11 protein-coding genes and 1 pseudogene are annotated in these 25,004 nt (G+C 73.0%); 4 read left to right on the forward strand and 8 right to left on the reverse strand.

Going from position 1 to position 25,004, the window contains the following annotated elements:
* Positions 1-108 precede the first annotated feature (108 nt).
* Together ACFCLZ_RS28695 and ACFCLZ_RS28700 are read left to right on the forward strand one after the other, a co-directional pair.
* Entirely contained in the window at positions 109-744 is a 636-nt protein-coding gene (locus ACFCLZ_RS28695; protein WP_380280619.1) for an RNA polymerase sigma factor, read from the forward strand.
* Positions 741-1,802: a CU044_5270 family protein gene (locus ACFCLZ_RS28700; RefSeq protein WP_380280621.1), complete on the forward strand. Its 1,062-nt coding sequence runs from the start codon at positions 741-743 to the stop codon at positions 1,800-1,802. Before ACFCLZ_RS28695 ends, ACFCLZ_RS28700 begins: the two co-directional genes overlap by 4 nt.
* A gap of 105 nt (positions 1,803-1,907) precedes the next feature.
* On the opposite strand, the gene ACFCLZ_RS28705 is transcribed toward ACFCLZ_RS28700, so the two are convergent.
* Entirely contained in the window at positions 1,908-3,428 is a 1,521-nt protein-coding gene (locus tag ACFCLZ_RS28705) for a BTAD domain-containing putative transcriptional regulator (RefSeq protein WP_380280623.1), read from the reverse strand.
* Between the two features lie 210 nt (positions 3,429-3,638).
* Here ACFCLZ_RS28705 and ACFCLZ_RS28710 point away from each other — a divergent pair, with 210 nt between their 5' ends.
* Both ACFCLZ_RS28710 and ACFCLZ_RS28715 read left to right on the forward strand, forming a co-directional pair.
* Positions 3,639-4,313 carry an RICIN domain-containing protein gene (locus ACFCLZ_RS28710; protein ID WP_380280625.1) on the forward strand — a complete coding sequence of 225 codons (675 nt, stop codon included), beginning with the start codon at positions 3,639-3,641 and terminating at the stop codon, positions 4,311-4,313.
* Between the two features lie 123 nt (positions 4,314-4,436).
* Positions 4,437-4,640 (forward strand): annotated as a pseudogene (locus tag ACFCLZ_RS28715) (AfsA-related hotdog domain-containing protein); the annotation flags it as partial.
* Positions 4,641-4,930: 290 nt separating this feature from the next.
* Here the strand turns inward: ACFCLZ_RS28715 and ACFCLZ_RS28720 are convergent.
* The 7 genes from ACFCLZ_RS28720 to ACFCLZ_RS28750 form a co-directional block, all read right to left on the reverse strand.
* Positions 4,931-5,848: a TIGR03619 family F420-dependent LLM class oxidoreductase gene (locus tag ACFCLZ_RS28720; protein ID WP_380280627.1), complete on the reverse strand. Its 918-nt coding sequence runs from the start codon at positions 5,846-5,848 to the stop codon at positions 4,931-4,933.
* Positions 5,849-5,989: 141 nt separating this feature from the next.
* Positions 5,990-6,784, reverse strand: a complete 795-nt coding sequence (locus tag ACFCLZ_RS28725; protein WP_380280629.1) for a thioesterase II family protein — start codon at positions 6,782-6,784, stop codon at positions 5,990-5,992.
* A gap of 77 nt (positions 6,785-6,861) precedes the next feature.
* Positions 6,862-20,376, reverse strand: a complete 13,515-nt coding sequence (locus ACFCLZ_RS28730) for an SDR family NAD(P)-dependent oxidoreductase (RefSeq protein WP_380280631.1) — start codon at positions 20,374-20,376, stop codon at positions 6,862-6,864.
* A 228-nt stretch (positions 20,377-20,604) separates the two neighbouring features.
* Positions 20,605-21,390: a thioesterase II family protein gene (locus ACFCLZ_RS28735; protein ID WP_380280633.1), complete on the reverse strand. Its 786-nt coding sequence runs from the start codon at positions 21,388-21,390 to the stop codon at positions 20,605-20,607.
* Positions 21,387-21,614 carry an acyl carrier protein gene (locus tag ACFCLZ_RS28740; protein WP_380280635.1) on the reverse strand — a complete coding sequence of 76 codons (228 nt, stop codon included), beginning with the start codon at positions 21,612-21,614 and terminating at the stop codon, positions 21,387-21,389. Before ACFCLZ_RS28740 ends, ACFCLZ_RS28735 begins: the two co-directional genes overlap by 4 nt.
* Positions 21,611-23,581 (reverse strand): HAD-IIIC family phosphatase, encoded by a 1,971-nt coding sequence (locus tag ACFCLZ_RS28745; protein WP_380286312.1) that lies wholly within the window; start codon positions 23,579-23,581, stop codon positions 21,611-21,613. The genes ACFCLZ_RS28740 and ACFCLZ_RS28745 overlap by 4 nt, the downstream gene beginning before the upstream one ends.
* A gap of 123 nt (positions 23,582-23,704) precedes the next feature.
* Positions 23,705-24,736 carry a 3-oxoacyl-ACP synthase III family protein gene (locus ACFCLZ_RS28750; RefSeq protein ID WP_380280637.1) on the reverse strand — a complete coding sequence of 344 codons (1,032 nt, stop codon included), beginning with the start codon at positions 24,734-24,736 and terminating at the stop codon, positions 23,705-23,707.
* Positions 24,737-25,004: the final 268 nt, after the last annotated feature.

Genomic DNA, 25,004 nt, shown 5'->3' on the forward strand with positions numbered 1-25,004 from the left:
CCCGTGGGCGCTTTGCCGCGTTCCGGTCCGGCCCCCACGCGCCCTCGTCGGGGGCGGCCGGTGACCTGCGTCACGGGAACCGGTCCTCCTGCTCGGACAAGGCATGAGGTGAACCATCCACACTCCCGGCTGCGGGCCGGGGATCCCGAAGCGTTCCGCGATCTCTTCCGGGACCACTCCTCCCTGGTGTACCGCCACGCCGTACGCGTGACCGGGGACTGGGCCCTGGCCGAGGACGTGGTCTCGCTGACCTTCCTCGAGGCCTGGCGCCTGCGCGGGAAGCTCCGCGACGAGGGCGACAGCCCACGCCCCTGGCTCATGGGCATCGCCGTCAACGTGCTGCGCAACACGACGCGTGCCGCCCGCCGCCACCACGTGGCGATGGCCCGCATCCCCGCGGCCGACCCGGTCCCCGACTTCGCCGACGAACTCGTCGGCCGCATGGCCGACTCCGAGGAACTCGCGGCCGCCCGCAAGGCCCTGGGGCGTCTGCGGCGCTCGGAACGCGAGGTCTTCGCCCTCTGCGTCTGGTCAGGGCTCGGCTACGCGGAAGCGGCGGCCACCCTCGGCACACCCGTCGGCACCGTGCGCTCGCGCCTGTCCCGCGCCCGCACCCGACTGCGCAAACTCGCGGCCGAGGAACTGCGCGCCGCGAAGAACACCACGGAACCCCTCCCGAACCCCGGACAACTACAGGGCAGCCGCGGCACCGCGGCCCGGCCGTACAAGGAGACGCACCGATGATCCGCAACTCGCGGCGGCGCACCGAACCGCTCGACCACGCGGAACTGGCCCGTCTGCTGCCGGCGCCGGCCGACCCCCGCCTGGCGGCCGACCGCCAGGACCTGCTCGAGGAGTTCCTGATGAACGAGATCCACCAGTCCGACCCCGCCCCCGCCCCCGCGCCCTCTCCGGTGCGGCGCCCGCTGCGCCGCGCCGCCCTCGTCGCGGCGCCCGTCGCGGCGGCCGCGGCCCTTGCCGTGGTCGTCTCCCTGGGCAGCCCGGCCGGCACCACCACGGTGGCCGCCCCGCGGCTGGTCAAGGCGCCCGTGGTGCAGATCGAGGAGGGGAGCACCGTCCAACTCGCCTCGACGGTCCACGAGATCGCCGCCGCCGCGACGGCGCGCACCACGCCCCAGCCCGGACCGGGCCAGTACATCTACATCAAGAGCCGGGTCTCCTTCATGGCCGGCAGCTACAACGCGGACACCGGGGAGTCGGCCACCTGGGTGCAGCCGCTGCACGAGCGCGAGGTGTGGAAGTCCCCCGACGGCACCAGGGGCTGGCTGGACGAGCCGGGCTACCAGGAGAAGGGCGGCATCCCGCTGGACAACAACGAGCCCCGCAAGCAGCTGTCCTACCAGTGGCTCGCGGCCCAGCCCGCCGACCCCGACGCGTTGCTGACGTCCGTCTACGCGACGGTGAGCGGCAGCCGGGACCGCGACCAGCAGGCGTTCAACGAGATCGGCTCCATGATCCGCGAGCAGCTCGTCCCCTCGGGCCTCGCCGCCGCGCTCTACGAGGCCGCCGGAAAGATCCCGGGCGTCGTCGTGGTCGAGCACGCGCAGGACGCCTCCGACCGCGACGGAATCGCGCTGGCGCGGCTCGACCCGCAGACCGGCGAGCGGTCGGAGTGGATCTTCGACCGGGAGAGCCACCAGTACCTCGGCAGCCGTGGCGTGCAGGTCCGGGAGGTCAACGGCATCAAGCCCGGCACCGTCGTGGAGCGCACGAGCATCCTCGCCCGGGCCGTCGTCGACGCGAAGAGCCAGCGTCCCGGCGCCGGGCAGGCCACCGCCTGACGGTCCCGCACCGGGCGGGGCTGTCGTCCCAGCCGGTGCCGAGGGTGATCCGGGAGCGCGGCCGACGGACGCGGCGGGCCCCGTGCGCCGGCGGGCGGGTCGGGGTCAGGGCTTGAGGAGTTGGTCGAACTCCGTCGGCCGGGTGCCGTGGCGGGTGCGCGTGTTCTCCAGGACGGCTGCCTTCAGGATGTCGGGGTGGACGTCGGCGAGGGTGCGGGGGGAGGGGGTCTCGGGTGTGTGCTCGTAGTTCCAGACGACGGCGTCGAGGAAGACCGGCGCCGTGAAGCGCCAGCCCCGTAGCAGGATCGCCTGGGAGATCGCCGGATAGGGGGTGTGGAGCGGGTTGCCGAGCCAGCCGAGGAGTGCGGGCCGGGAGACGCTGAAGTCCACGCCGGCCCGGTCCAGCGCGCGTAGGACGGCGGGGGCGAGGGGTGGCGCGTTGCGGTCGGGGTCCAGTCCGATGAGTTCCTCCCACAGGCGCACCGCGTCCACGACGGTCGCCCGTGCGTCACCCGCCCTTCCCGCCCGGTCGAGTGCCTCGGCGGCGGCGAAGAGCTTCCGTGCGCGGTCGACGGACGCCGTCGGCCGGCCGTCGCTCTCGTCCCGGTGGCACTCGTTGCGCCGAAGGACGTGCGCCGACACCGTCGCCGCGGGCAGGACCACCGCGACCAGGACGGCCAGCAGAGCGCGTCGGTGGGCCGTCCTCACCCGCTGCCGGTCGACGTGCCCGGGCGGCGGCTCGCGCGGTGGCTCGGGCGGTGGCGGTGTCACCGTGGACACGGGGCGGGGCGCGGCGGGGGGCGGGGCCGCGGTCCGCGGTCGGAGGGGAGCCGGTCCGGCGGCGCGCAGGGCTGCGCGGGCCTCTCCCGGCGGGGGCGGATCTTCGATCAGGACGGTCTGGTACAGGGTCTGGAGCTCCTTGCCGGGGCCCACGCCCAGTTCCTCGGCCAGCCGTCGGCGCACGACGCCGTAGCGGTCCAGGGCCTCCGCGCCCCGCCCGGCCGCGTGCAGCGCCTGGATCAGCACGCATTCCAGGGGCTCGGCCAGCGGGTACTCGGCGGTGAGATCGGGCACCGCGGAGATCACCGCGGTGGGACGGCCGAGCCGGAACTCCGCCTGTGCCCACCGCACCACCGCGTCCAACCGCCGCTGATGCCAGCTCGCCCGGACCTGCGCGGCCCATTCGCCCGAGAGGCCGGCCAGGGGCTCCCCCCGCCAGAGCGCCAGGGCCTCGGCGAGCGTCGCGGCCCGGGCCTCGTCGTCGTCACGCTGCCGGTCGCCGCCCTGCTCGACCAGTCGACGAAACCGGTGGAGGTCCACCAGTTCGGGGTCGATGTCCAGCACGTAGCCGGCGTGCCGGCGCTCTATCCGCGCCGCCGTCCCGCCCCCGGGGGCGGCCGTCTGTCTCAGCAGCCCCCGGATCCTGCTCAGGTGCGCGTACAGGACGGGCCGGGGGTTGGCGGGCGGGTTGTGGCCCCAGACCCGGTCGATGAGCGCCTCGATCGGGATCGGTCTTCGGGCGTCGACGACCAGCGCGGCCAGGACCACCTGCTGCCGGGGCGTTCCCACGTCGAGCAGCCGGCCCGCCGACCGCACCTCGATCTCGCCCAACAGCCGGAAGTCCACATGTACCCCCCATGTGATCAGCAGCGCATGCGAAACGTCCCCACTGCCCCATGCTGGCTGGCCCGCAAGGCGGCCGCAAGGTCGGTGCACAGGCCGCGGCGCCAGGGTGGGGGCGTCCGGGCCGGCCCGGGACGAGGTCGCGAACCGGCGAAGCGGCGAAGCGGCGGTGAACCGGACGCCGGTCTCCCGAAACCCACGGAGGAGAACACCATGCGGATCCCCCTTCCCCGACGGCCCGACCGTCCCGGCGCGACCACGGCATCGGCCGCACCGCCGGCGCCGGCCGGGCGCGGACGTTCCCGACTCACTCCGGCGGCCCTGGTGGCGGCCCTGGCGTTCACGGTCTTCGCGGCACTCGGCGCCACGCCCGCCCAGGCGGCGGAACCGACCCGCTACGAGCTCGTGAACGTCCGGACCGGGCTGCGCGCCGACGTCATGTGGGCGTCGACCGCCTCGTACACCGGCGTCTTCCTGTGGCCGAACAACGCCAGCGCCTCCCAGGAGTTCGAGCTGCTGGACAGCGGGAACGGGTACTTCCGGATCAAGGCCCGGCACTCCGGCCAGTGCCTCATGCTCGACTGGCGTTCGGGGACCTACAGCAACGGCACCGGCATCCTCCAGTACCCGTACTGCGACGCCGGCTACGCGCCGGCCGAGTGGACCACCGCCTGGGTGGGGCACACCTGTCTGTGCTTCCCCACGGTCATGGTCCTGAAGAACCGGGCCACCGGCAGGTGCCTGGACGCGGAGGCGCCGTCCGGCACGCCCGGCGAGCAGGCGCGCTTGCAGCAGTGGGACTGCATCACCACCGACGAGGCGTGGAACAGGGCGAACCAGAACTGGAACCTCCTGCAGCTCAACAATCTCCCCACCCCTCCTCACTGAGGGCGCGGACGCACGCCGAACAGGCGGGACCGAGGCTGCGGCCCGGGCCGGGACCCGGGTCCCGGCCCGGGCCGCAGCCTGGTTCTCGACCGGACCGTCGAGCGCTCGCCGGTCCACCGCCGGATCGTCGCCGAGGTCTTCGCCACCGACCATGCCGAGCTTCCCGACGGCCGTTTCGCCGTGGCGGCCCAGCTCCCGCGTGGGCACGGCTACTTCGACGACCACCGGACGCGGCCTGAGCTGCTCGATCCGCTGCTGCTGCTGGAATGCACCCGCCGGGCGGGGAGCCCGGTGGCCCACCGCTACCGGGGCGTCTCGATGGAGTCCGCCTTCCTGGTGCCCGGGCCCGACCGGGGCCGCGGGCGTGCCGCGCTCGTCCTGGTCCGCCCGGACGGGATCGCCGAGCTGGTCTGCCCCGAACGCGAAGCCTGCCGACCGGCCCCACCGCTACCTGGAGGTCCGCGGCATGGTCGAGCGCATCGACCCGGACCCGAAGGGCGAGCCGAAGGCAGACCGGCTGTCGACTGCGCGCGCCGTCGCGCCGCCCTGGAACGGGGCCTGGGACGGGGGCGAGGCCTGGGCCGGGGACGGGACCGGGGGCGACCGCCGGGGGAGGGTCACGCGGCCAAGGCGTCGTGGAACTCCCGGGCGAGGGCCAGGAACTCGTCCGCCGAGTGTGCGGCATGGTGCAGGTCGAGCAGTGGTTCGGCGCCGAACTCCCGTATGGCGGCGGCGAAGTAGTCGGTGATCTGTCCGATCGTGCCGCGCTGCGGGACCTGCTCGGCGGGAGCGGGCGCGGCGGTGATCACCGGGTTGGCCCGCAGGATCAGGCGCAGGGCCAGCGGGTCCCGGCCGGCGGCGCGGGCGGCGTTGTGGAGAAGCTCCCGGATCCCCCGCAGCGCGGGCACCGGCAGGCCGACGCCGATCCAGCCGTCGGAGCGGCGTCCGACCCGCTCCAGCGCGGCCGGGCCGAACCCGCCGAGCAGGACGGGCGGGCGCGGCCGCTGGACCGGGAGGGAGAGCACCGTCGACGGCGGGACGGTCCACAGCGCGCCGGCGTGCCGGACGTCCTCGCCGCCCGCCCAGACCGCCTCCAGCACGTCCAGGGTCTCCTCCAGCCGGGCCGCCTTGCCCTCCCAGGGGACGCCGACCGCCTGGTACTCGTCCCTGGACCAGCCGAGCCCGATGCCGACGTCCAGCCGGCCGCCGCTGAGCTGGTCGATGGTGGTCAGGGTGCGGGCGAGCAGCGCGGGCGGCTGCCACAGGGCGTTGAGCGTGCTGGTTCCCAGCCGCGCCCGGGTGGTGGCGCCGGCGGCCACCGTCAGCAGGGTCAGCGGGTCGAGGAAGGCACGGTATTCGGCCGGGGTCCTGCCGTCCCCGCCGGGGTAGCGGCTCCGCGGGTCGTTGGGGACGAGGATGCGGTCGCCCGTCCAGAGGTGGTCGTAGCCGATGGCCTCGGCCTCGGCGGCGACCCGGGCGGTCAGGGCGGGGTCGGCGAAGGCACCGTACTGGGGGAGGGCGAGTCCGATGGGCATGAGCGTTCACGCCTTTCGTCTTTCGTCGGGCCGCTCGGCGGCCGGCGCTCCGGGCGTCGGTCGATCGTCAACCGGCGGTGGTGGTTCGAATGTGAAGCCGTGTCAGGGATTCGACCTTAGTCGGGCCCGTCGCCGGGAACGTCATCGCCCACTGCGGATTGCCGCTCGGAGGTGGGGTTGGAGGTGGGTGGTGACGGTGGTGGCGACGGCGGTTTCGGTCGGCTGGTCCGAGAGGTAGAAGTGGCCGCCCGGGAAGACGTGGAGGTCGAAGTCGGCGGTGGTGTGCTCGCTCCAGGCGGCGGTCTCGTCGATGTCGACGCGGGGGTCGGAGCCGCCGATCAGGGCGACGATCGGGGTGCGGAGCGGCGTTGCGTCGGGTGCGAGGCGGTAGGTCTCGATGGCGCGGTAGTCGCTGCGGATGGCGGGGAGGACCATGCGGACCAGTTCGTCGTCCAGGAGGAGGTCGGCGGACGTGCCGCTGAGGGCCTGGATCTCGGCCACGACCTGGTCGTCGTCGAGCAGGTGGACCTGCTCGCCGCCGCTTCGGGAGGGTGCCCGGCGGGCGGAGGTGAAGAGGACCGCCGGGGTCCGGTCGCCGTCGCGCTCCAGCCTCCGTGCCACTTCGAAGGCCACGACCGCCCCCAGGCTGTGCCCGAAGAAGGCGTAGGGCAGCCCGTCCGGCGGCCGGAAGGCCTCGTGGATCCGGTCCGCCAGCAGGTTGATGTCCTCCAACGCCGGTTCGGCCCGGCGGTCCTGGCGCCCCGGGTACTGCACGCCCCGCACGTCGACGTCGGCGGGGAAACGGCTCGCCAGCGGCCGGAAGAAGCCGGCCGACCCCCCGGCGTGCGGGAAGCACAGGAGTTGGACCTTCGCGGTGTCCGGCGCCGGCCGCAGGGGCCTGAGCCAGAGGCTGCTGTCGATCGTCAGTTCTGCCATCTGATGGCCTCTCTTCTGTGATGTGCACCGGGTGCCGGGCGGGGGAGGCCCCGCCCGGCACCCGGTGGGCGGGTCGGTCAGCCGGCGCCGAGTTCGTTGTCGATGAAGGCGAAGATCTCGTCGTCGGACGCGCTGCCGATCTGGTCGAGGACGTCGTCCCCCGCTTCGGTGTCGTTCAGCGCGGCGAGCAGCGCCTGGAGCCGCGCGGACAGCCCCGAGCGGACCTCGTCCGCGGACTGCTTCTGCGCGAAGGCCGCCTCGAAGCGGTCGAGTTCCGCGAGCAGCGCGTCGGCCGGATCCGGCACCGCCTGCGCCAGCAGGTAGGACGCCAGGGCGGCGGGGGTCGGGTGGTCGAACACCAGCGTCGGCCCCAGCCGCAGGCCGGTGGTGTTGGCGAGCAGGTTGCGCAGTTCGACCGCGGTGAGTGAGTCGAAGCCCATGTCGAGGAAGCCGCGATCGAGGTCCAGGCCGGTTCCGCCCGAGTGCCCCAGCACCGTGCCCACGCACTGCCCCACGAGGTCGAGGACGATCCGCCGCTGCTCCGCCTCGCCGAGGCCGGCGAGCCGGGCGGCGAGGGTCGTCCCGCCCGTGCCCGTGCCGCCCGTCGAACCACTCCTCGGAACCGCCCGACGGCGCCGGGCCGGGGGTGCGAGGTGGTGCAGGACGGGCGAGGCGTTGTCGTCCAGGCCGGTGAGGTCGAGGTGGACGGGGGCGAGGGCGGGGTGAGTGGTGCTGAGGGCGGTGTCGAAGAGGCGGAGCCCTTGGTGGGCGGTGAGGGGGGCGATGCCGGAGCGGGCGATGCGGGCGAGGTCGGCGGGGGAGAGTTCGTCGGCCATGCCGCTGCTGTCGCCGCCCCAGAGGCCCCAGGCGAGGGAGGTGGCGGGGAGGTGGTGGGTGTGGCGGTGGTGGGCGAGGGCGTCGAGGTAGGTGTTGGCGGCGGCGTAGTTGGCTTGGCCCGCGTTGCCGATGATGCCGGTGATGGAGGAGAAGAGGACGAAGGCGGAGAGGTCGAGGTGTTGGGTGAGGTGGTGGAGGTTCCAGGCGGCGTCGACCTTGGGGCGCAGGACGTCGGAGAGGCGTTCGGGGGTGAGGGTGGTGAGGAGGGTGTCGGCGAGGACGCCGGCGGTGTGGATGACGGCGGTGAGTGGGTGGTCGGCCGGGATGGTGGCGAGCAGGTCGGCCGTCGCGTCGTGGTCGGCCAGGTCGCAAGCGGCGAAGGTGATGTCGGCGCCGAGGGCGGTGAGTTCGGCCGCGAGGTCGGCGGCGCCGGGGGCGTCGGCTCCGCGGCGGCTGACGAGGAGCAGGTGCTTGGACCCGTACGCGGTGACGAGGTGGCGGGCGAAGAGGGTGCCGAGCGTGCCGGTGGCGCCGGTGACGAGGACGGTGCCGTCCGGGTCGAGGGCGGTGGTGGCGGTGGTGTTGTGGTCGGTGACGGGGGTGAGGTGGGGGGTGTGGGGGGTGTTGTTGCGGTGGGCGGTCTGGGGGTGTCCGCTGCCCAGGGCCTCGGTGGTGAGGGGGTGGTGGTCGAGGTCGAGGAGTGAGATCCGTTGGGGGTGTTCGGTCTGGGCGGTGCGGGCGAGGCCCCAGATGGCGGCGGCGGTGAGGTCGGGGGTGGGGTCGGCGGGGTGGGTGGTGACCGCGTGGCGGGTGACGAGGGTCAGGTGTCCGTCGGTGTGGTCGGGGTGGGTGAGCCAGGCCTGGAGGGTGGCGAGGGTCCGGGTCAGCACCTCGTGGGTGTGCGCCGGGCCGGTGACGGTGGAGGGTTCGACGGTGAGCAGGACGTGCGCGTGCGCGGGCACCGTGTCCAGCTCGGCGTGAAGGGGTGCGTCGAGGCCGAAGGTCTCGCTGCCGAGGACGACCGGGTGGTCGGTGGCGGGCTCGACGCCCTTACCGGTGGGGGTCCAGGTGAGTTGGTAGAGGTCGTTGGGCGTGGTGGCGAGCTGGTCCGGGGTGATCGCGCGGACGGTGAGCGTGTCGATGGTGACGACGGGGGTGCCGGCGGGGTCGGTGGCGGTGAGGGTGTAGGTGTTCTCGCCGGTGGCCTGCCAGTGGACGCGTAGGGCGGTGGCGCCGGTGGCGTGGAGGGTCACGCCGCTCCAGGCGAACGGCAGCACGACCTGGTTGTCCGCCTGTTCCACCAGGAGGGTGTGCAGGGCGGCGTCCAGCAGCGCCGGGTGGAGGCCGAAGGCGGCGGTGTCGGTGTCGTCCTGGGGGAGGGTGATCTCCGCGAACAGGTCACCGTCCTGGCGCCAGGCGGTGTGGAGGCCTTGGAACAGGGGGCCGTACTCGTAGCCGCGCCCGGCGAGCCCGTCGTAGAGGCCGTCCAGGTCGATCCGCTCCGCACCGACCGGAGGCCAAGCACCCTCGATGGCAACGGGGTTGGCGGTCTCTGTGGTCAGTCTGCCGCCGGCGTGGCGGGTCCAGACGCCTTCGCCGTTCTCCGGGCGGGAGTGCGCGGTCAGGGCGTAGCCGTCGTTGTCGTCGGGGGTGAGGGTGATCTGGAGGTGGACGTTTTCGCCGTCGGGGATGGTGAGGGGTGCGTGGAGGGTGAGGTCTTCGAGGTGTCCGGCGCCGAGGTGGTCGCCGGCGGCGATGGCGAGGTCGACGAACGCGGTGCCCGGGAGGAGGACGCTGCCCAGGACGGCGTGTTCGGCGAGCCAGGGCTGCGCGGCGTGGGAGAGGCGTCCGGTGAACACCGCGCCGCCCTCGCCCGCGAGGTCGACGGCGGCCGCGAGCAGAGCGTGCGAGGTGATGCTCTGCCCCAGCCCCGACGCGTCACCCACGAGAGCCGGTGCCTCCAGCCAGTAGCGCTCGCGCTGGAAGGCGTAGGTCGGCAGGTCGACGGTGCGGCCTGCGGTGAGGGCGGGGACCTGGTCCCATGCGACCGGGATGCCGGTGGTCCAGAGGTGGGCGAGCGCCGCGAGGAACGTCTCGTCCTCGGCCTTGTCCTTGCGCAGTGCGGCGACGGCAACCGCGTCGGTGTCGGTGAGGGTGGTGCGGGTCAGTGCGGTGAGGACGGGGTCAGGGCCGAGTTCGAGGTAGGCGGTGATGCCCTGTTCGGTGTGGAGGTGCTGGACGCCCTGGTGGAAGCGGACGGTCGCGCGGATGTGCCCGGCCCAGTAGGCGGGCGACGTCAGCTCCTCGGTGGTGGCGAGGGTTCCGGTGACGTTGGAGAGCACGGGGATCGTGGGCGCGTTGAACGTCAACGCGGTGATCTCGCTCGTGAACTCCTCCAGGACGCTGTCCATGTGGGGGGAGTGGAAGGCGTGGGAGACGCTGAGACGGCGGGTACGTCGGCCCTGGCCACTGAAGTGTGCGGCGATCTCCTCGGCGAGGGTGGTGTCTCCCGAGATGACGACGGAGGTGGGGCCGTTGACGGCCGCGATCGACACCGCGTCCTCAAGGAGCGGCAGGACCTCGTCCTCGGTGGCCTCCACGGCGATCATCGCGCCATCCGCACGGGCGGCCTGCATCAGCCGGCCGCGTGCGGTCACCAGGCATGCCGCGTCGCTCAGGGACAGGACGCCGGCGACGTGGGCGGCCGTGACCTCGCCGATTGAGTGCCCGCCGACGACCTGCGGGACCACGCCATGCGCCTCGGCGAGACGGAACAGCGCGGTTTCGACGGCGAACAGCGCCGCCTGTGTGTAGAGGGTCTGGTTCAGGTCGGCGTCATCGGTGAACAGCACGTCCTTCAACGGCCGGGGCAGGTGGGCGTCCAACGCGGCGCTCGCGTCGTCGAACGCCGCCCGGAACACCGGCTGGGTTTCGTACAGCTCCGCACCCATGCGGGCGCGCTGCGAACCCTGCCCGGTGAACAGCACCGCGAGACGGCCACCCGCGACAGCGCGCCCCCGCACCACACCCGGCGCCTCGGCGCCCTCGGCGAGCGCCGCCAGCGCGGCCGACCCGCCCAGCACCACCGCACGGTCCTCGAACACCGCCCGCGACGACACCAGCGAGGCACCCACGTCCGACGCCGGCAGCCCGTCCACGGCCGTCAACAGCCGCGCCGCCTGGCCCTCCAGGGCCCGCGCGCCACGGGCCGACAGCACCCACGGCACCACACCCGGCACCGCCACCGCCGGAGCAACCTCGGCCACGGGGGCCTGCTCCAGGATCACGTGCGCGTTCGTCCCACTGATACCGAAGGAGGAGACGGCGCTCCGGCGCGGGCGTCCGGTGTCCTGCCACGTGCGGGCCTCGGTGAGCAGTTCGACGGAGCCCGAGTCCCATTCCACGTACGGCGAAGCGTCGTTGGCGTGCAGGGTCTGCGGCAGCACGCCGTTGCGCATGGCCATCACCATCTTGATGATGCCCGCGACGCCAGCCGCCGCCTGCGTGTGGCCGATGTTCGACTTGATCGAGCCGAGCCACAGCGGCTCGTCCGCCCCGCGCCCCTGCCCGTAGGTGGCCAGCAGGGCCTGCGCCTCGATCGGGTCACCCAGCCGCGTCCCCGTCCCGTGCGCCTCGACCACGTCCACGTCGGACGTGGTGAGGCCGGCGTTCGCGAGCGCCTGACGGATCACCCGCTCCTGCGACGGACCGTTCGGCGCCGTCAGACCATTCGACGCGCCGTCCTGGTTCACCGCCGAGCCGCGCACCACCGCCAGCACCGGGTGACCGTTGCGCCGCGCATCGGAGAGCCGTTCGACGAGCAGTACGCCGACGCCCTCGCCCCAGCCGGTGCCGTCGGCGTCGGCCGAGAAGGCCTTGCAGCGGCCGTCCGCCGAAAGGCCGCGCTGGCGGCTGAACTCCACGAAGGTGGTCGGGGTCGACATCACCGTCACGCCACCGACGACGGCGAGACTGCACTCGCCCTGACGCAGGGACTGCGCCGCCAGGTGCAGCGCGACCAGCGAGGACGAGCACGCCGTGTCCACCGTCACCGCCGGGCCCTCCAACCCGAACGTGTAGGCGAGTCGGCCGGAGATGACGCTGGACGCGTTGCCCGTCAACAGGAAGCCCTCGAAGTTCTCGGGGGCCTTCGGCAGGCGTGAGCTGTAGTCGTTGTACATGACGCCCGCGAAGACACCGCCCCGGGAGCCGCGCACGGTGGCGGGGTCGATGCCGGCCCGCTCGAACGCCTCCCAGGCGGTCTCCAGCAGCAAGCGCTGCTGCGGGTCGCTGGCGGTCGCTTCGCGGGGGCTGATGCCGAAGAACTCGGCGTCGAACAGGTCGGCGTCGTGGAGGAACCCGCCGTGGCGGGTGTACGAGGTGCCGATGCGTTGGGGATCGGGGTCGTAGAGGGTGTCGGTGTTCCAGCCCCGGTTGGTCGGGAAGGCGGAGATGGCGTCGGCGCCGTCGGCCACCAGCTTCCACAGGTCCTCGGGGGAGGCCACGTCACCGGGGTAACGGCAGGCCATGCCGACGATGGCGAGGGGCTCGTCCGCCGCAGCGGCCGGGACGGTTGCCACCTCGACGGCCGTGGACTGCTGGGCGCCGGAGATCTCGGCCAGCAGGTAGGCGGCCACCGCGTCCGGTGTCGGGTAGTCGAAGGCGATGGTCGTGGGCAGGCGCAGGCCGGTGACCGCCTTGAGACGGTTGCGGAACTCGACACCCGTCAGGGAGTCGAAGCCGAGTTCCTTGAACGCGCGGCTCGTGTCGATGCCTGCGGTCTCCGCGTGACCGAGCACAACGGCTGCCGTCGAGCGGACCAACTCCGAGAGTCGGCGGAGACGTTCGGCCTCACCGAGACCCGTCATCTCCAGTTCCCAGGACGAGCCGGAATCGGCGGTGGAACGCCGGGCGCGGGCGACGGCCCGCTTGGGGCGGTTGCTCACGAGACGGCTGTAGAGATCGGGAAGCAGCCCGGCCGCTTGGAGGTCTTCGAGCGCGGGGACGTTGACCCGGGCCGGCACCAGTGCCGGACGGCCGCTGAGGAGAGCGGCGTCGAACAGGTCCAGGCCCTGCCGCGTGGTCAGCGCCGGCAGGCCGTTGCGGTCCCAGCGTGCGAGGTCCGCCTCGCTGAGGCCGCTTGCCATACCGCCGCTCTCGGCGCCCCAGAGGCCCCAGGCGAGGGAGGTGGCGGGGAGGTGGTGGGTGTCGCGGTGGTGGGCGAGGGCGTCGAGGTAGGTGTTGGCGGCGGCGTAGTTGGCTTGGCCGGCGTTGCCGATGATGCCGGTGATGGAGGAGAAGACGACGAAGGCGGAGAGGTCCAGGTGCTCGGTGAGCTCGTGCAGGTTCCAGGCGGCGTCGACCTTGGGGCGCAGGACGTCTGCCAGCCGTTCGGGCGTGAGTCCTTCGATCAGCGTGTCGGCGAGGACGCCGGCGGTGTGGATGACGGCGGTGAGTGGGTGGTCGGCCGGGACGGCGGCCAGCAGGTCGGCCGTCGCCTCCCGGTCGGCCAGGTCGCAGGCCGCGAAGGTGATGTCGGCGCCCAGGGCGGTGAGTTCGGCCGCGAGGTCGGCAGCGCCGGGGGCATCGGCTCCGCGGCGGCTGACGAGGAGCAGGTGCTTGGACCCGTACGCGGTGACGAGGTGGCGGGCGAAGAGGCCGCCGAGGGTTCCGGTGGCACCGGTGATCAGGACGGTGCCGTCCGGGTCGAGGGCGATGCTGGTGGTGCCGTCGTTGGTGACGGGGGTGAGGTGGGGGGTGTGGGGCGTGCCGTCGCGGTGGGCGGTCTGGGGGTGTCCGCTGCCCAGGGCCTCGGCGGTGAGGGGGTGGTGGTCGAGGTCCAGGAGCGAGATCCGCTGGGGGTGTTCGGTCTGCGCCGTGCGGGCGAGGCCCCAGATCGCGGCGGCGGTGAGGTCCGGTGCCGGGTCGGTGGGGTGGGTCGTCACCGCGTGGCGGGTGACGAGGGTCAGGTGTCCGTCGGTGTGGTCGGGGTGGGCGAGCCAGGCCTGAAGAGTGGCGAGGGTCCGGGTCAGCACCTCGTGGGTGTGCGCCGGGCCGGTCACGGTGGACGGCTCGACGGTGAGGACGACGTGGGCGTGCGGGGGCACGGTGTCCAGTTCGGCGTGAACCGGTGCGTCGAGGCCGAACGTCTCACTGCCGAGGACGACCGGGTGGTCGGCGGCGGGCTCGACACCCTTACCGGCCGGGGCCCAGGTGAGCTGGTAGAGGTCGTCGGTGGTGGGGATGGTGGCCGTGGGCAGGAGGGTCAGGGCGTCGATGGTGATGACGGGGGTGCCGGCGGGGTCGGTGGCGGTGAGGGTGTAGGTGTTCTCGCCGGTGGCCTGCCAGTGGACGCGTAGGGCGGTGGCGCCGGTGGCGTGGAGGGTGACGCCGCTCCAGGCGAACGGCAGCACGACCTGGTTGTCCGCCTGTTCCACCAGGAGGGTGTGCAGGGCGGCGTCGAGCAGGGCCGGGTGGAGGCCGAAGGCGGCGGTGTCGGTGTCGTCCTGGGGGAGGGTGATCTCCGCGAACAGGTCGCCGTCCTGGCGCCAGGCGGTGTGGAGGCCCTGGAAGAGCGGGCCGTAGGCGTAGCCGCGGTCGGCGAGACGGTTGTAGAGGCCGTCCAGATCTATAGGATCCGCGCCGATTGGAGGCCAAACACCCTCGATGGCAACGGGGTTGACCTCCTCGGAGGTGAGTCGGCCACTGGCGTGCTGGGTCCACCCCGGGCTACCGCTTTCCGGGCGGGAGTGCACGGTCAGGGCGTAGCCGTCGTTGTCGTCGGGGGTGAGGGTGATCTGGAGGTGGACGCTTTCGCCGTCGGGGATGGTGAGGGGTGCGTGGAGGGTGAGGTCTTCGAGGTGTCCGGCGCCCAGGTGGTCGCCGGCGGCGATGGCGAGGTCGACGAACGCGGTCCCCGGGAGGAGGACGCTGCCCAGGACGGTGTGGCCGGTGAGCCAGGGCTGCGCGGCGTGGGAGAGGCGTCCGGTGAACACCGCGCCGCCCTCACCGGCGAGGTCGACGGTCGCGCCCAGCAGCTCGTGATCCGCCACACGCAGACCGAGCCCCGACGCGTCACCCACGAGAGCCGGTGCCTCCAGCCAGTAGCGCTCGCGCTGGAAGGCGTAGGTGGGCAGGTCGACGGTGCGGCCTGCGGCCAGGGTGGGGGTCTGCTGCCACGCGACCGGGATGCCGGTGGTCCAGAGGTGGGCGAGCGCCGCGAGGAACGTCTCGTCCTCGGCCTTGTCTTTGCGCAGTGCGGCGACGGCAACCGCGTCGGTGTCGGTGAGGGTGGTGCGGGTCAGTGCGGTAAGGATGGGGTCGGGGCCGAGTTCGAGGTAGGCGGTGGTGTCCTGTTCGGTGTGGAGGTGCTGGATGCCCTGGTGGAAGCGGACGGTGGCGCGGATGTGTCCGGCCCAGTAGGCGGGTGAGGTCAGCTCCTCGGTGGTGGCGAGGGTTCCGGTGACGTTGGAGAGCACGGGGATCGTGGGCGCGTTGAACGTCAACGCGGCGATCTCGCTCGTGAACTCCTCCAGGACGCTGTCCATGTGGGGGGAGTGGAAGGCGTGGGAGACGCTGAGACGGCGGGTACGTCGGCCCTGGCCGCGGAAGTGTGCGGCGATCTCCTCGGTGAGGGTGGCGTCACCGGAGATGACGACGGAGGTGGGGCCGTTGACGGCCGCGATCGACACCGCGTCCTCAAGGAGCGGCAGGACCTCGTCCTCCGTCGCCTCCACGGCGATCATCGCGCCATCCGCACGGGCGGCCTGCATCAGCCGGCCCCGCGCGGTCACCAGACGCGCCGCATCGCTCAGGGACAGGACCCCGGCGACGTGGGCGGCCGTGACCTCGCCGATCGAGTGCCCGCCGACGACCTGCGGCACCACACCATGCGCCTCCGCGAGACGGAACAGCGCGGTCTCGACGGCGAACAGCGACGCCTGCGTGTAGAGGGTCTGGTTCAGGTCGGCGTCATCGGCGAACAGCACGTCCTTCAACGGCCGGGGCAGGTGGGCGTCCAACGCGGCGCTCGCCTCGTCGAACGCCGCCCGGAACACCGGCTGCGTCTCGTACAGCTCCGCACCCATGCGCGCACGCTGCGAACCCTGCCCGGTGAACAGCACCGCGAGACGGCCACCCTCCACCGCCCGACCCCGCACCACACCCGGAGCCTCCGCGCCCTCGGCGAGCGCGGCCAACGCGGCCGACCCGCCGAAAACGACCGCACGGTCCTCGAACACCGCCCGCGACGACACCAACGAAGCGCCCACATCCGCCGGCGACAGCCCGTCCACGGCCGCCAGCAGCCGCGCCGCCTGACCCTCCAGGGCCCGCGCACCACGACCCGACAGCACCCACGGCACCACACCCGGCACCGGCAGAACGTCCGCGCCCGGAGTCTCCTCGACAACCGGCGCCTGCTCCAGAATCACGTGCGCATTCGTCCCACTGATACCGAACGACGAGACCGCGCCACGACGCGGACGGCCCGCGTCCTCCCACACCCGTGCCTGGCTGAGCAGCTCGACGGCACCGCTCTCCCACTCCACATACGGCGACGCCTCGTCCGCGTGCAGCGTGCGCGGCAGCACCCCGTGCCGCATCGCCATCACCATCTTGATCACACCCGCGACACCCGCCGCCGCCTGCGTGTGCCCGATGTTCGACTTGACCGACCCCAGCCACAACGGCTGGTCGGCCGGCCGGTCCTGACCGTAGGTGGCCAGCAGCGCCTGCGCCTCGATCGGGTCACCCAGCCGCGTCCCCGTCCCGTGCGCCTCGACCACGTCCACGTCCGCCGGTGACAGGCGGGCGTTCGCCAGCGCCTGGCGGATCATGCGCTCCTGGGCGAGGCCGTTGGGCGCGGTGAGGCCGTTGGACGCGCCGTCCTGGTTGACGGCGGAGCCCCGGAAGACCGCGAGCACGGGGTGGCCGAGCCGCTGCGCGTCCGACAGCCGTTCGACGAGCAGCACGCCGACGCCCTCACCCCAGCCGGTGCCGTCGGCGTCGGCCGAGAACGCCTTGCAGCGGCCGTCCGCCGACAGGCCGCGCTGGCGGCTGAACTCCAGGAACATCCCGGGGCTCGACATCACGGTGACGCCACCGGCCACGGCGAGGGTGCACTCGCCCTGGCGCAGCGACTGCGCCGCCAGGTGCAGGGCGACCAGCGAGGACGAGCACGCCGTGTCCACCGTCACCGCCGGGCCCTCCAGCCCGAACGTGTAGGCGATGCGGCCGGATGCGATGCTCGTCGTGCTGCCGGTCAGCAGGAAGCCGCTGAGACCTTCGGGGGCCTGGTGCAGGGGCGGGCCGTAGTCGAGGGACGTGGCGCCGACGAAGACGCCGGTGCGGCTGCCGCGCACGGTGGCGGGGTCGATGCCGGCCCGCTCGAAGGCCTCCCAGGTGGTTTCCAGGAGCAGACGTTGCTGAGGGTCGCTGGCGGTTGCTTCGCGGGGGCTGATGCCGAAGAACTCGGCGTCGAACAGGTCGGCGTCGTGGAGGAACCCGCCGTGGCGGGCGTAGGTGGTGCCGATGCGCTGGGGATCGGGGTCGTAGAGGGCGTCCGTGTCCCAGCCCCGGTTGGTGGGGAAACCGGAGATGGCGTCGGTGCCGTCGGCCACCAGCTTCCACAGGTCCTCGGGGGAGGCCACGTCACCGGGGAAGCGGCAGGCCATGCCGACGATGGCGAGGGGCTCGTCCGCCGCGACCGGGCCGGTCGGGACCTCGGCGGCTGTCGACTGCCGGGCACCGGAGATCTCGGCCAGGAGGTAGGCGGCCACCGCGTTCGGCGTGGGGTGCGCGAAGGTCAGGGTGGTGGGAATCGAAAGGCCGGTCGCGGAGACGAGCCTGTTGCGGAACTCGACGGCTCCGAGTGAGTCGAAGCCGAGGGCGGTGAAGGGGCGGGTGCCGTCGACGGTCTCCGACGTGACGTGTCCGAGCACGATCGCCACGTTGGTGCGGACGAGTTCGAGGAGCGTTTGCTCCTGTTCGGCGGCCGGGAGTTGTGTGAGGCGGCTTGCGAACGTGTCCGCCGGTTCGGTCGTCTCGGGGGCGTCCTCCTCGCTGGGCAGGAACGTCGCCGGAATCGGCTGCGTCACACGGTTCTTGAGGTCAGGCCAGTAGCGCTCGCGCTGGAAGGCGTAGGTGGGCAGGTCGATGGTGCGGCCTGCGGCGAGGGTCGGGACCTGGTCCCATGCGACCGGGATGCCGGTGGTCCAGAGATGGGCGAGCGCCGCGAGGAACGTCTCGTCCTCGGCCTTGTCCTTGCGCAGTGCGGCGACCGCAACTACAGGCGTGTCGGTGAGTGTGGTGCGGGTCAGTGCGGTGAGGACGGGGTCAGGGCCGAGTTCGAGGTAGGCGGTGATGTCCTGTTCGGTGTGGAGGTGCTGGATGCCCTGGTGGAAGCGGACGGTGGCGCGGATGTGTCCGGCCCAGTAGGCGGGTGAGGTCAGCTCCTCGGTGGTGGCGAGGGTTCCGGTGACGTTGGAGAGCACGGGGATCGTGGGCGCGTTGAACGTCAGCCCGTCGATCTCCCGGGTGAACTCCTCCAGGACGCTGTCCATGTGGGGGGAGTGGAAGGCGTGGGAGACGCTGAGGCGGCGGGTGCGTCGGCCCAGGCCGTGGAAGTGTGCGGCGATCTCCTCGGCGAGGGTGGTGTCTCCGGAGATGACGATGGAGGTGGGGCCGTTGACGGCGGCGATGGACACCGCGTCCTTGAGGAGTGGCAGGACCTCGTCCTCGGTGGCCTCTACGGCGATCATCGCGCCATCCGCACGCGCGGCCTGCATCAGCCGGCCCCGCGCGGTCACCAGACGCGCCGCATCGCTCAGCGAGAGCACACCGGCGACGTGGGCGGCGGTGACCTCGCCGATCGAGTGCCCGCCGACCACGTGCGGCTTCACACCGTGGGCCTTCGCGAGGTGGAACAGGGCCGTTTCGACGGCGAACAGCGACGCCTGCGTGTAGAGGGTCTGGTTCAGGTCGGCGTCATCGGTGAACAGCACGTCCTTCAATGCTCGCGGCAGGAAGGCGTCCAACGCGGCGCTCGCCTCGTCGAACGCCGCCCGGAACACCGGCTGCGTCTCGTACAACTCCGCGCCCATCCGCGCGCGCTGCGATCCCTGCCCGGTGAACAGCACCGCGAGACGGCCACCCGCCACCGCACGACCCCGCACCACACCCGGAGCCTCCGCGCCCCCGGCCAGCGCCGCCAGCGCGGCCGACCCGCCCAGCACCACCGCACGGTCCTCGAACACCGCCCGCGACGACACCAGCGAGGCACCCACGTCCGACGCCGGCAGCCCGTCCACGGCCGTCAACAGCCGCGCCGCCTGACCCTCCACAGCCCGCGCGCCACGCCCCGACAGCACCCACGGCACCACACCCGGCACCGCCACCGCCGGAGCCTCCTCGACAGCCGGCGCCTCCGCCAGCACCACGTGGCAGTTCGTCCCGCCCATGCCGAACGAGCTGACACCGGCGACCAGCCGCTGCTCGGGCTCGGGCCAGCCGGAGAGCTCCTGCTGGACCGTCAGCCGCAACTCGTCCAGCGGGATGTCCGGGTTGGGGCTCTCGTAGTTCAGGCTGGCGGGCAGCTCGCGGTGGCCGATGCTCAGGACCGTCTTGATCAGGCCGACGATGCCCGCCGCGCCCTCCAGGTGGCCGACGTTCGTCTTGGCGGAGCCGACCCGCAGCGGCCGGTCCGCCTCGCGGGCGGATCCGAGGGCGGCGCCGAGGGCGCGTGCCTCCAGCGGGTCGCCGATCCTGGTGCCGGTGCCGTGCAGCTCGACGTACTGGACGGTCTCGGGGCGGATGCCGGCCTGCTCGTGGGCGAGCCGGATGACCTGCTCCTGGGCGCGGGCGCTCGGGACGGTCAGGCCGGGCGTGGTGCCGTCGTTGTTGACGGCGCCGCCCTGGATGACGCAGTGGATGCGGTCGCCGTCGGCGAGCGCGCGGGAGAGCGGCTTGAGGACGACGGCGCCGCCGCCCTCGCCGCGCACGTAGCCGTTGGCCCGCGCGTCGAAGGTGTAGCAGCGGCCGTCGGGGGAGAGGCCGCCGAACTTGGTGACGGCGACGGTGCTTTCGGGGATCAGGTTGAGGTTGACGCCGCCGGCGATGGCGAGCGTGGACTCGCCCTTGCGCAGGCTCTCGCAGGCCAGGTGCACGGCGACGAGCGCCGAGGACTGCGCGGAGTCGACGACCAGGCTGGGGCCGTGGACGCCGAGGAGGTAGGAGAGGCGGTTGGCGATGATGCCGCGCTCGACGCCGGTGAGGGAGTGCCGGGTGATGCCGGACGCGCCCTCGTGCTGCCGGAGCAGGGTGGCGTAGTCGTCCATGATGGCGCCGACGAAGACGCCGGTGCGGGTGCCGGCGATGCCGTCGGGCGCGATGCGCGCGTTCTCCAGGGCCTCCCAGCCCAGTTCCAGCATGAGCCGCTGCTGCGGGTCCATGGCGACGGCCTCCTTGGGCGAGATGCCGAAGAAGTCCGCGTCGAAGCCGTCGACCCGGTCGAGGTAGGCGCCGAGCGTGGTGACGGCCTTTCCCGGGGCGTCACGGTCGGGGTGGTAGAGCGCGTCCGCGTCCCAGCGCCCGGCGGGGGTCTCCGTGACGGCGTGCTCGCCGGTGCGCAGCAGCTGCCAGAAGGCGTCGGGGTCGGCGGCGCCGGGGAGCCGGCAGGCCAGGCCAATGACGGCGATGGCCTCGGTGGTCTGCGGCGCCGTCGACGCGGTGCCGGTCGGGGTGCGGTCAGTGCTCATGGTGCTGCTTACCTCTCGTCGTCATCAGCGCCCGTCGGCGTCGGCGCTCGTTCCTCGTCGGCGGGTCGTCACGTCCGGGGGCGGCGCGCCCGGGGTCGTCACGTCCGGGGTCGTGGTGCCCGGGTCGTTGTGCGTGGGCCCCGTGCGCGGTCGTCGGACGCGTCCGCCGACGTCGGCGCGGGCCGGCTCTCCGTGGCCGGCCCGCGCGCTGTCGGGGCGATCGGGTGATCAGGAGGCCGTCGACCTCCGGGCGGGGGCCAGGGCGTCGCCGAGACTCCCTCGCAGGAGGGCCAGGAGCTCCCCGGTGGACTGGCGGGTGAAGAAGTGGCCGCCGGGGAGCCGGTGGACCCGGAAGCCGGCCCGCGTGTGGTCGAGCCAGCGTTCCGGCTCCGCGCCCTGCATCAGCGGGTCGGAGCGCCCGGTGAAGACCTCGATCGGGAACGGGAGGCGGGGCAGGAAGCCGCGGTCGTGGCTGCGGCAGACCCGCAGGTCGTCGCGGACCGTGTCGAGCGCCGCGGTGAGCCACTCCGGGTAGGCGAGGATGCTCTCGGACATGCCGCCCAGGTCGAGCAGGACCCGGGTGAGCTCGTCGTCGGGCAGGTCCGGCAGCTCGCCGAGCGCCGGCGGGCGGTGCGGTGCGGGGTAGGCGCCGACGAGCAGGACCTCCGGGAGCGGGCCGCCGGTCCGGTGGAGCCGCCGGGCGAGGTTGTACGCGACCAGCGCGCCCATGCTGTGCCCGTAGAGGGCGAACGGCTGGTCGAGGACGCCGTCGAGCTCCGCGACGAGCTCGTCGATCAGCGGTTCCATCGTCCGGAACCGCGGTTCGCTGTTGCGGGTCTCCCGGCCCGGGAGCTGGACCGGCACCACCGCGACGTCGTCGCCGAGCCCCTGGTGCCAGCCGGCGTACGCGGAGGCGCCGCCGCCCGCGTGGTGGAAGCAGAGGAGACGGATCCGGGCGTGCCGGGCGGGTTCCCGGGCCAGGTAGCGCGAGCGCAGCGGGAGCGGGGTGCTCACGGCAGCGTCACCAGGTCGAAGACCCGCTGCAGGCTGGGGGCCTCCAGGAGGTCGGGCAGCGAGATGCGGCGTGCGGTCTCGCGCTCCAGGAGGACCACCAGGGACAGCATGTGCACCGAGTCCCAGCCCGGTACCCGGTCGAAGGGCAGCCCGACGTTCTCCGTCGTCACGTCGAGGCCGAGCTCGTCCTGGAGGAGGGTCACGAAGTCGTCGAGGGTGTTCAAGAGGGGTCTCCATGAGGGGCTCCGGCGCCGTCGAGGCGGCCGGACGGAAGGTCGGACGGGTGGTCGGACGGAAGGTCTGCCGGGTGGTCGGAGGAGTGCCCGGACGGGCCGGGCCGGCCGGGGATCTCGGCGTCCAGCAGGACGTGCGGCGGCGGCGCCGGGATCTCGGCGAGGTCGTGGCGGAACACCGCGGTGGTGCCGTCGTCCGAGACCTCGGTGAAGCCCACGAGCGGGTAGAGGCCGCGCACCTTGCCGTTCTTGGCGGTGCGCCGGTAGGTGCCGAGGACCTCCATGGCCCCGGTGGCCCTGAAGTGCCGGAGCAGGGCGCTCAGGCAGGCCTGCTCGATGCCCCGGGAGAACACCCGGCAGCTGAGCAGGAAGTTGTCGATCGTCGCCGTGCCGCCCTCCCGCCGGGCGAGGACCGCCCCGACCAGGCCGTTCTCGCCGAAGCGGTCGCGGGAGTGCACGGTCAGGACGAGCGCGGCGGGGTCGGCGCGCAGGGCCCGGACGTCGGACTGCTGGAGCCGCTCGGTGGTGAGGTTGAACTGGTTGGTCCGCTGGGTGATCTGCGCCAGCCGGGGGACGTCCCGCTCCTCGGCGGCGGCGAAGCGGACGGTCACGTCGAGCTCGCGCAGGTAGTCGTCCAGCGAGTCGAAGGTGTCCAGGAAGTCCTTGCGCTCCAGTTCCTCCCGGTAGGTGGTGGCCCGGGAGCGGTCCTCGGCGGTCAGCTCCAGGACGTCGAACCAGCCGTCGCGCAGCAGCTTCTCGATGTGCAGGGCCGGCTCGGTGTCCAGCCGGACGACGGCGACGCCCGGCAGCTCGCGCCGCACCAGCCCGCACTCGTACGGGCTGTCGTCCGCGAAGACGAAGGAGTCGACGCCGAGGTTGAGGTCGGCGGCCAGCTCCCCGAGGTTCTCGTGCTTGGGGCGCCAGTTGGCGACGACCCGCACGAAGTCGCCCTCGCGCAGCACCATCTGCGGGTGGGCGGCGAGGACCTCGCGGACCGGGTCGAGGTCGTTCTTGCTGACGGCGGCCAGCAGGACGCCCTGCGAGGTGACCTGCCGGACGGCCTTCTGGAAGGCCCGGAACGCCTCGCCCCGGTAGGTCTCCGCGACCTCGATGCCGTCGAAGCCGTCCTCGCCGAGGATCCCGCCCCAGACCGTCTCGTCCAGGTCGAGGACCAGGGCCTTCTTGGTGCGTCCGACCAGCGCGCGGGCCAGGTGCCCGATCTCGCGGGCGTAGCGGGCGAGCAGGGGCGAGGAGAGGTGCGCCTTGGTGTAGAGGCTCAGCCGCGGGTCGGCGACGGCGATGCCCTCGGCCACCAGCGGGTCCAGGTCCACCACCACGACCCCCGGCCGGCTCGCGCCGAGGCGCAGCAGGCGGGCGTTCGCCTCGCGCCACAGCGCCCCGGCCAGGGCGCGGGAGCGGTGGTCGACGAGCTGGGCGGTCAGGGCGCGGGGCAGCGGCAGGGTGTTGAGGACGAGGGTGCCGCGTCCGGTGGCGGTGAAGCGCTCGGCCAGCCGCTCGATCAGCCCGGTCTTCTCGGCGAGCACCCGCTCGACGTCCGCCGGGCCCCAGGGGGTCGGCAGCTCGTCGAGGACGATCCTCGGGTCGAGGACGCACAGGGCGAGGTCGGGCTCGGCCGCGTACAGGTCGCTGCCGGGGTCGGTCAGGTCGAACACGTAGCTGTCGAAGTCCGACACGGCCGCGTCCAGCAGGACGCCGTGCCGGGCCAGTTCGGCGGTCAGCGGCGGCACCAGGGCGGACAGCGTGCCGTGCCCGGTGACGGCGACGCGGAGGGCGGGGACACCCGGGTGGGCCTGGCGCACCTCGTCGGGGGCGAGCCGGGCCAGGTGGTTGCCGGCGCGCAGGAGGTCGGCGTCCGACAGGTCGGTGAGCAGCTCCCGGACCAGCGGATAGTCCTCGGCCAGCCGGCCGGCGCGCTGCAAGGTCCGGAACCGGTCCATCGGGTCCGACTGTCGGTCGGTGCCCTGTTGGTCGGTGCTCTCGGGGGCGGTGTCCGCAGCGGCGGTGCTGTCGGCGGCGGGCGCCTGGACGGGGTGGGAGGCGGTCGGCTGCGACATGGCGGATCAGACCTTCTCCAGCGCGAAGCCGGCCTTGATCCACTTGCTCGACTCGACGGCCACGCACAGCGCGCGGTCGCCGTCGGTCATCTGCGGCAGCGCCCGCTCCAGTTGGAGGAACGGCACCGCGTTGCCGGTGTTGGCGGTCTCACGGACGCAGGTGATCTCCTCGGCGCCCGGCATGCCCAGCTCCGCCACGATCCGGGCGGTCATCTTGCCGGACAGCTGCGGCGGCAGCAGGTAGTCGACGTCGGTGTCCTGCCAGCCGAGGTCCTCCAGGATCTCCTTGGCGATCTCGGCCGACATCGTCGGCACGGACTCCTCGATCGCCTTGTAGTCCTCGTTGACGGCCTGCTTGTCCGAGTGGCGGTCGGTGCGGCCGAACCACTCGACGCTCTGGCCGGGCGGCCGGTTCAGGCCGGTGAGCCGGGTGTAGATGCGCCGGATCGACGCGGTGCCGGGCACCGGGTCGGTGGTGAGGACGGCCGCGCCGGCGCCGTCCCCGAACAGCACGACGTTGACCAGCTCGGAGGGGTGGAGCGTGCGGAGGTCCAGCGTGACGTCCAGGTGCTTGGCACAGACGTCGCCGCCGAGGACCAGCACGTTCCGGTGCTCCCCGGTCAGCAGCATCTGCCGGCCGACCTCCAGCGCCTGGACGGCGCCGGAGCAGCCGGACTGGAGCTGGTAGGTCGGGACGTCGTTGATCCCGAGGCGGTCGGCGATCAGGTTGACGGTCGCGGGCATCAGCTGGTCGGGCGTCGCCGTGCCCAGCACGATGCCCGTGATGTCGCCCGGGCCGAGGCCGGCGGACTCCAGCGCGCGCCGGGCGGCGGTCTCGCCCAGCTCGGCGAGCGAGGAGCGGATCTCGCCGCTCTCCAGGTCGACGGCCAGATGACGCGTGTCGGTGCCGACGAACGCGTCGATCCATTGCTCCCACAATGCGTCCATCTGGAACCGGCGGGCGAGGGCGGCGTTGTCCAGAGCAGGGCCCGGGAGCGCTGTTCCTACCGACAGGATGCGGACGTCAGGGGTGTCCATCCTGGTCCTTTCCGAGTGAATCGAGCCTGGGATGAAGGCCGACGAGCAGCCTGTGGAACTCCTGGCCATGCTCGGAACCACCGCTAAAGCCGCTCTAACCCACTGCTTGGCCTTGTATCGGCTGCTCAGTCCGGGGGGCGGCCCGCTTTAGGGGCGGCAAAGGGCCCCGTTAGTCGGGTCGGCGAGTTTGCTGAAACGTGTGGCGTACGGCCGGGCGCCGGCCCCACGAATCGAAGGTGACGGCCCCGCGAGGAGAGGGTGGATAACG

It is taken from the genome of Kitasatospora purpeofusca (genome assembly GCF_042691725.1).
In the GTDB taxonomy this organism is placed as follows: Bacteria; Actinomycetota; Actinomycetes; order Streptomycetales; family Streptomycetaceae; genus Kitasatospora; species Kitasatospora purpeofusca_B.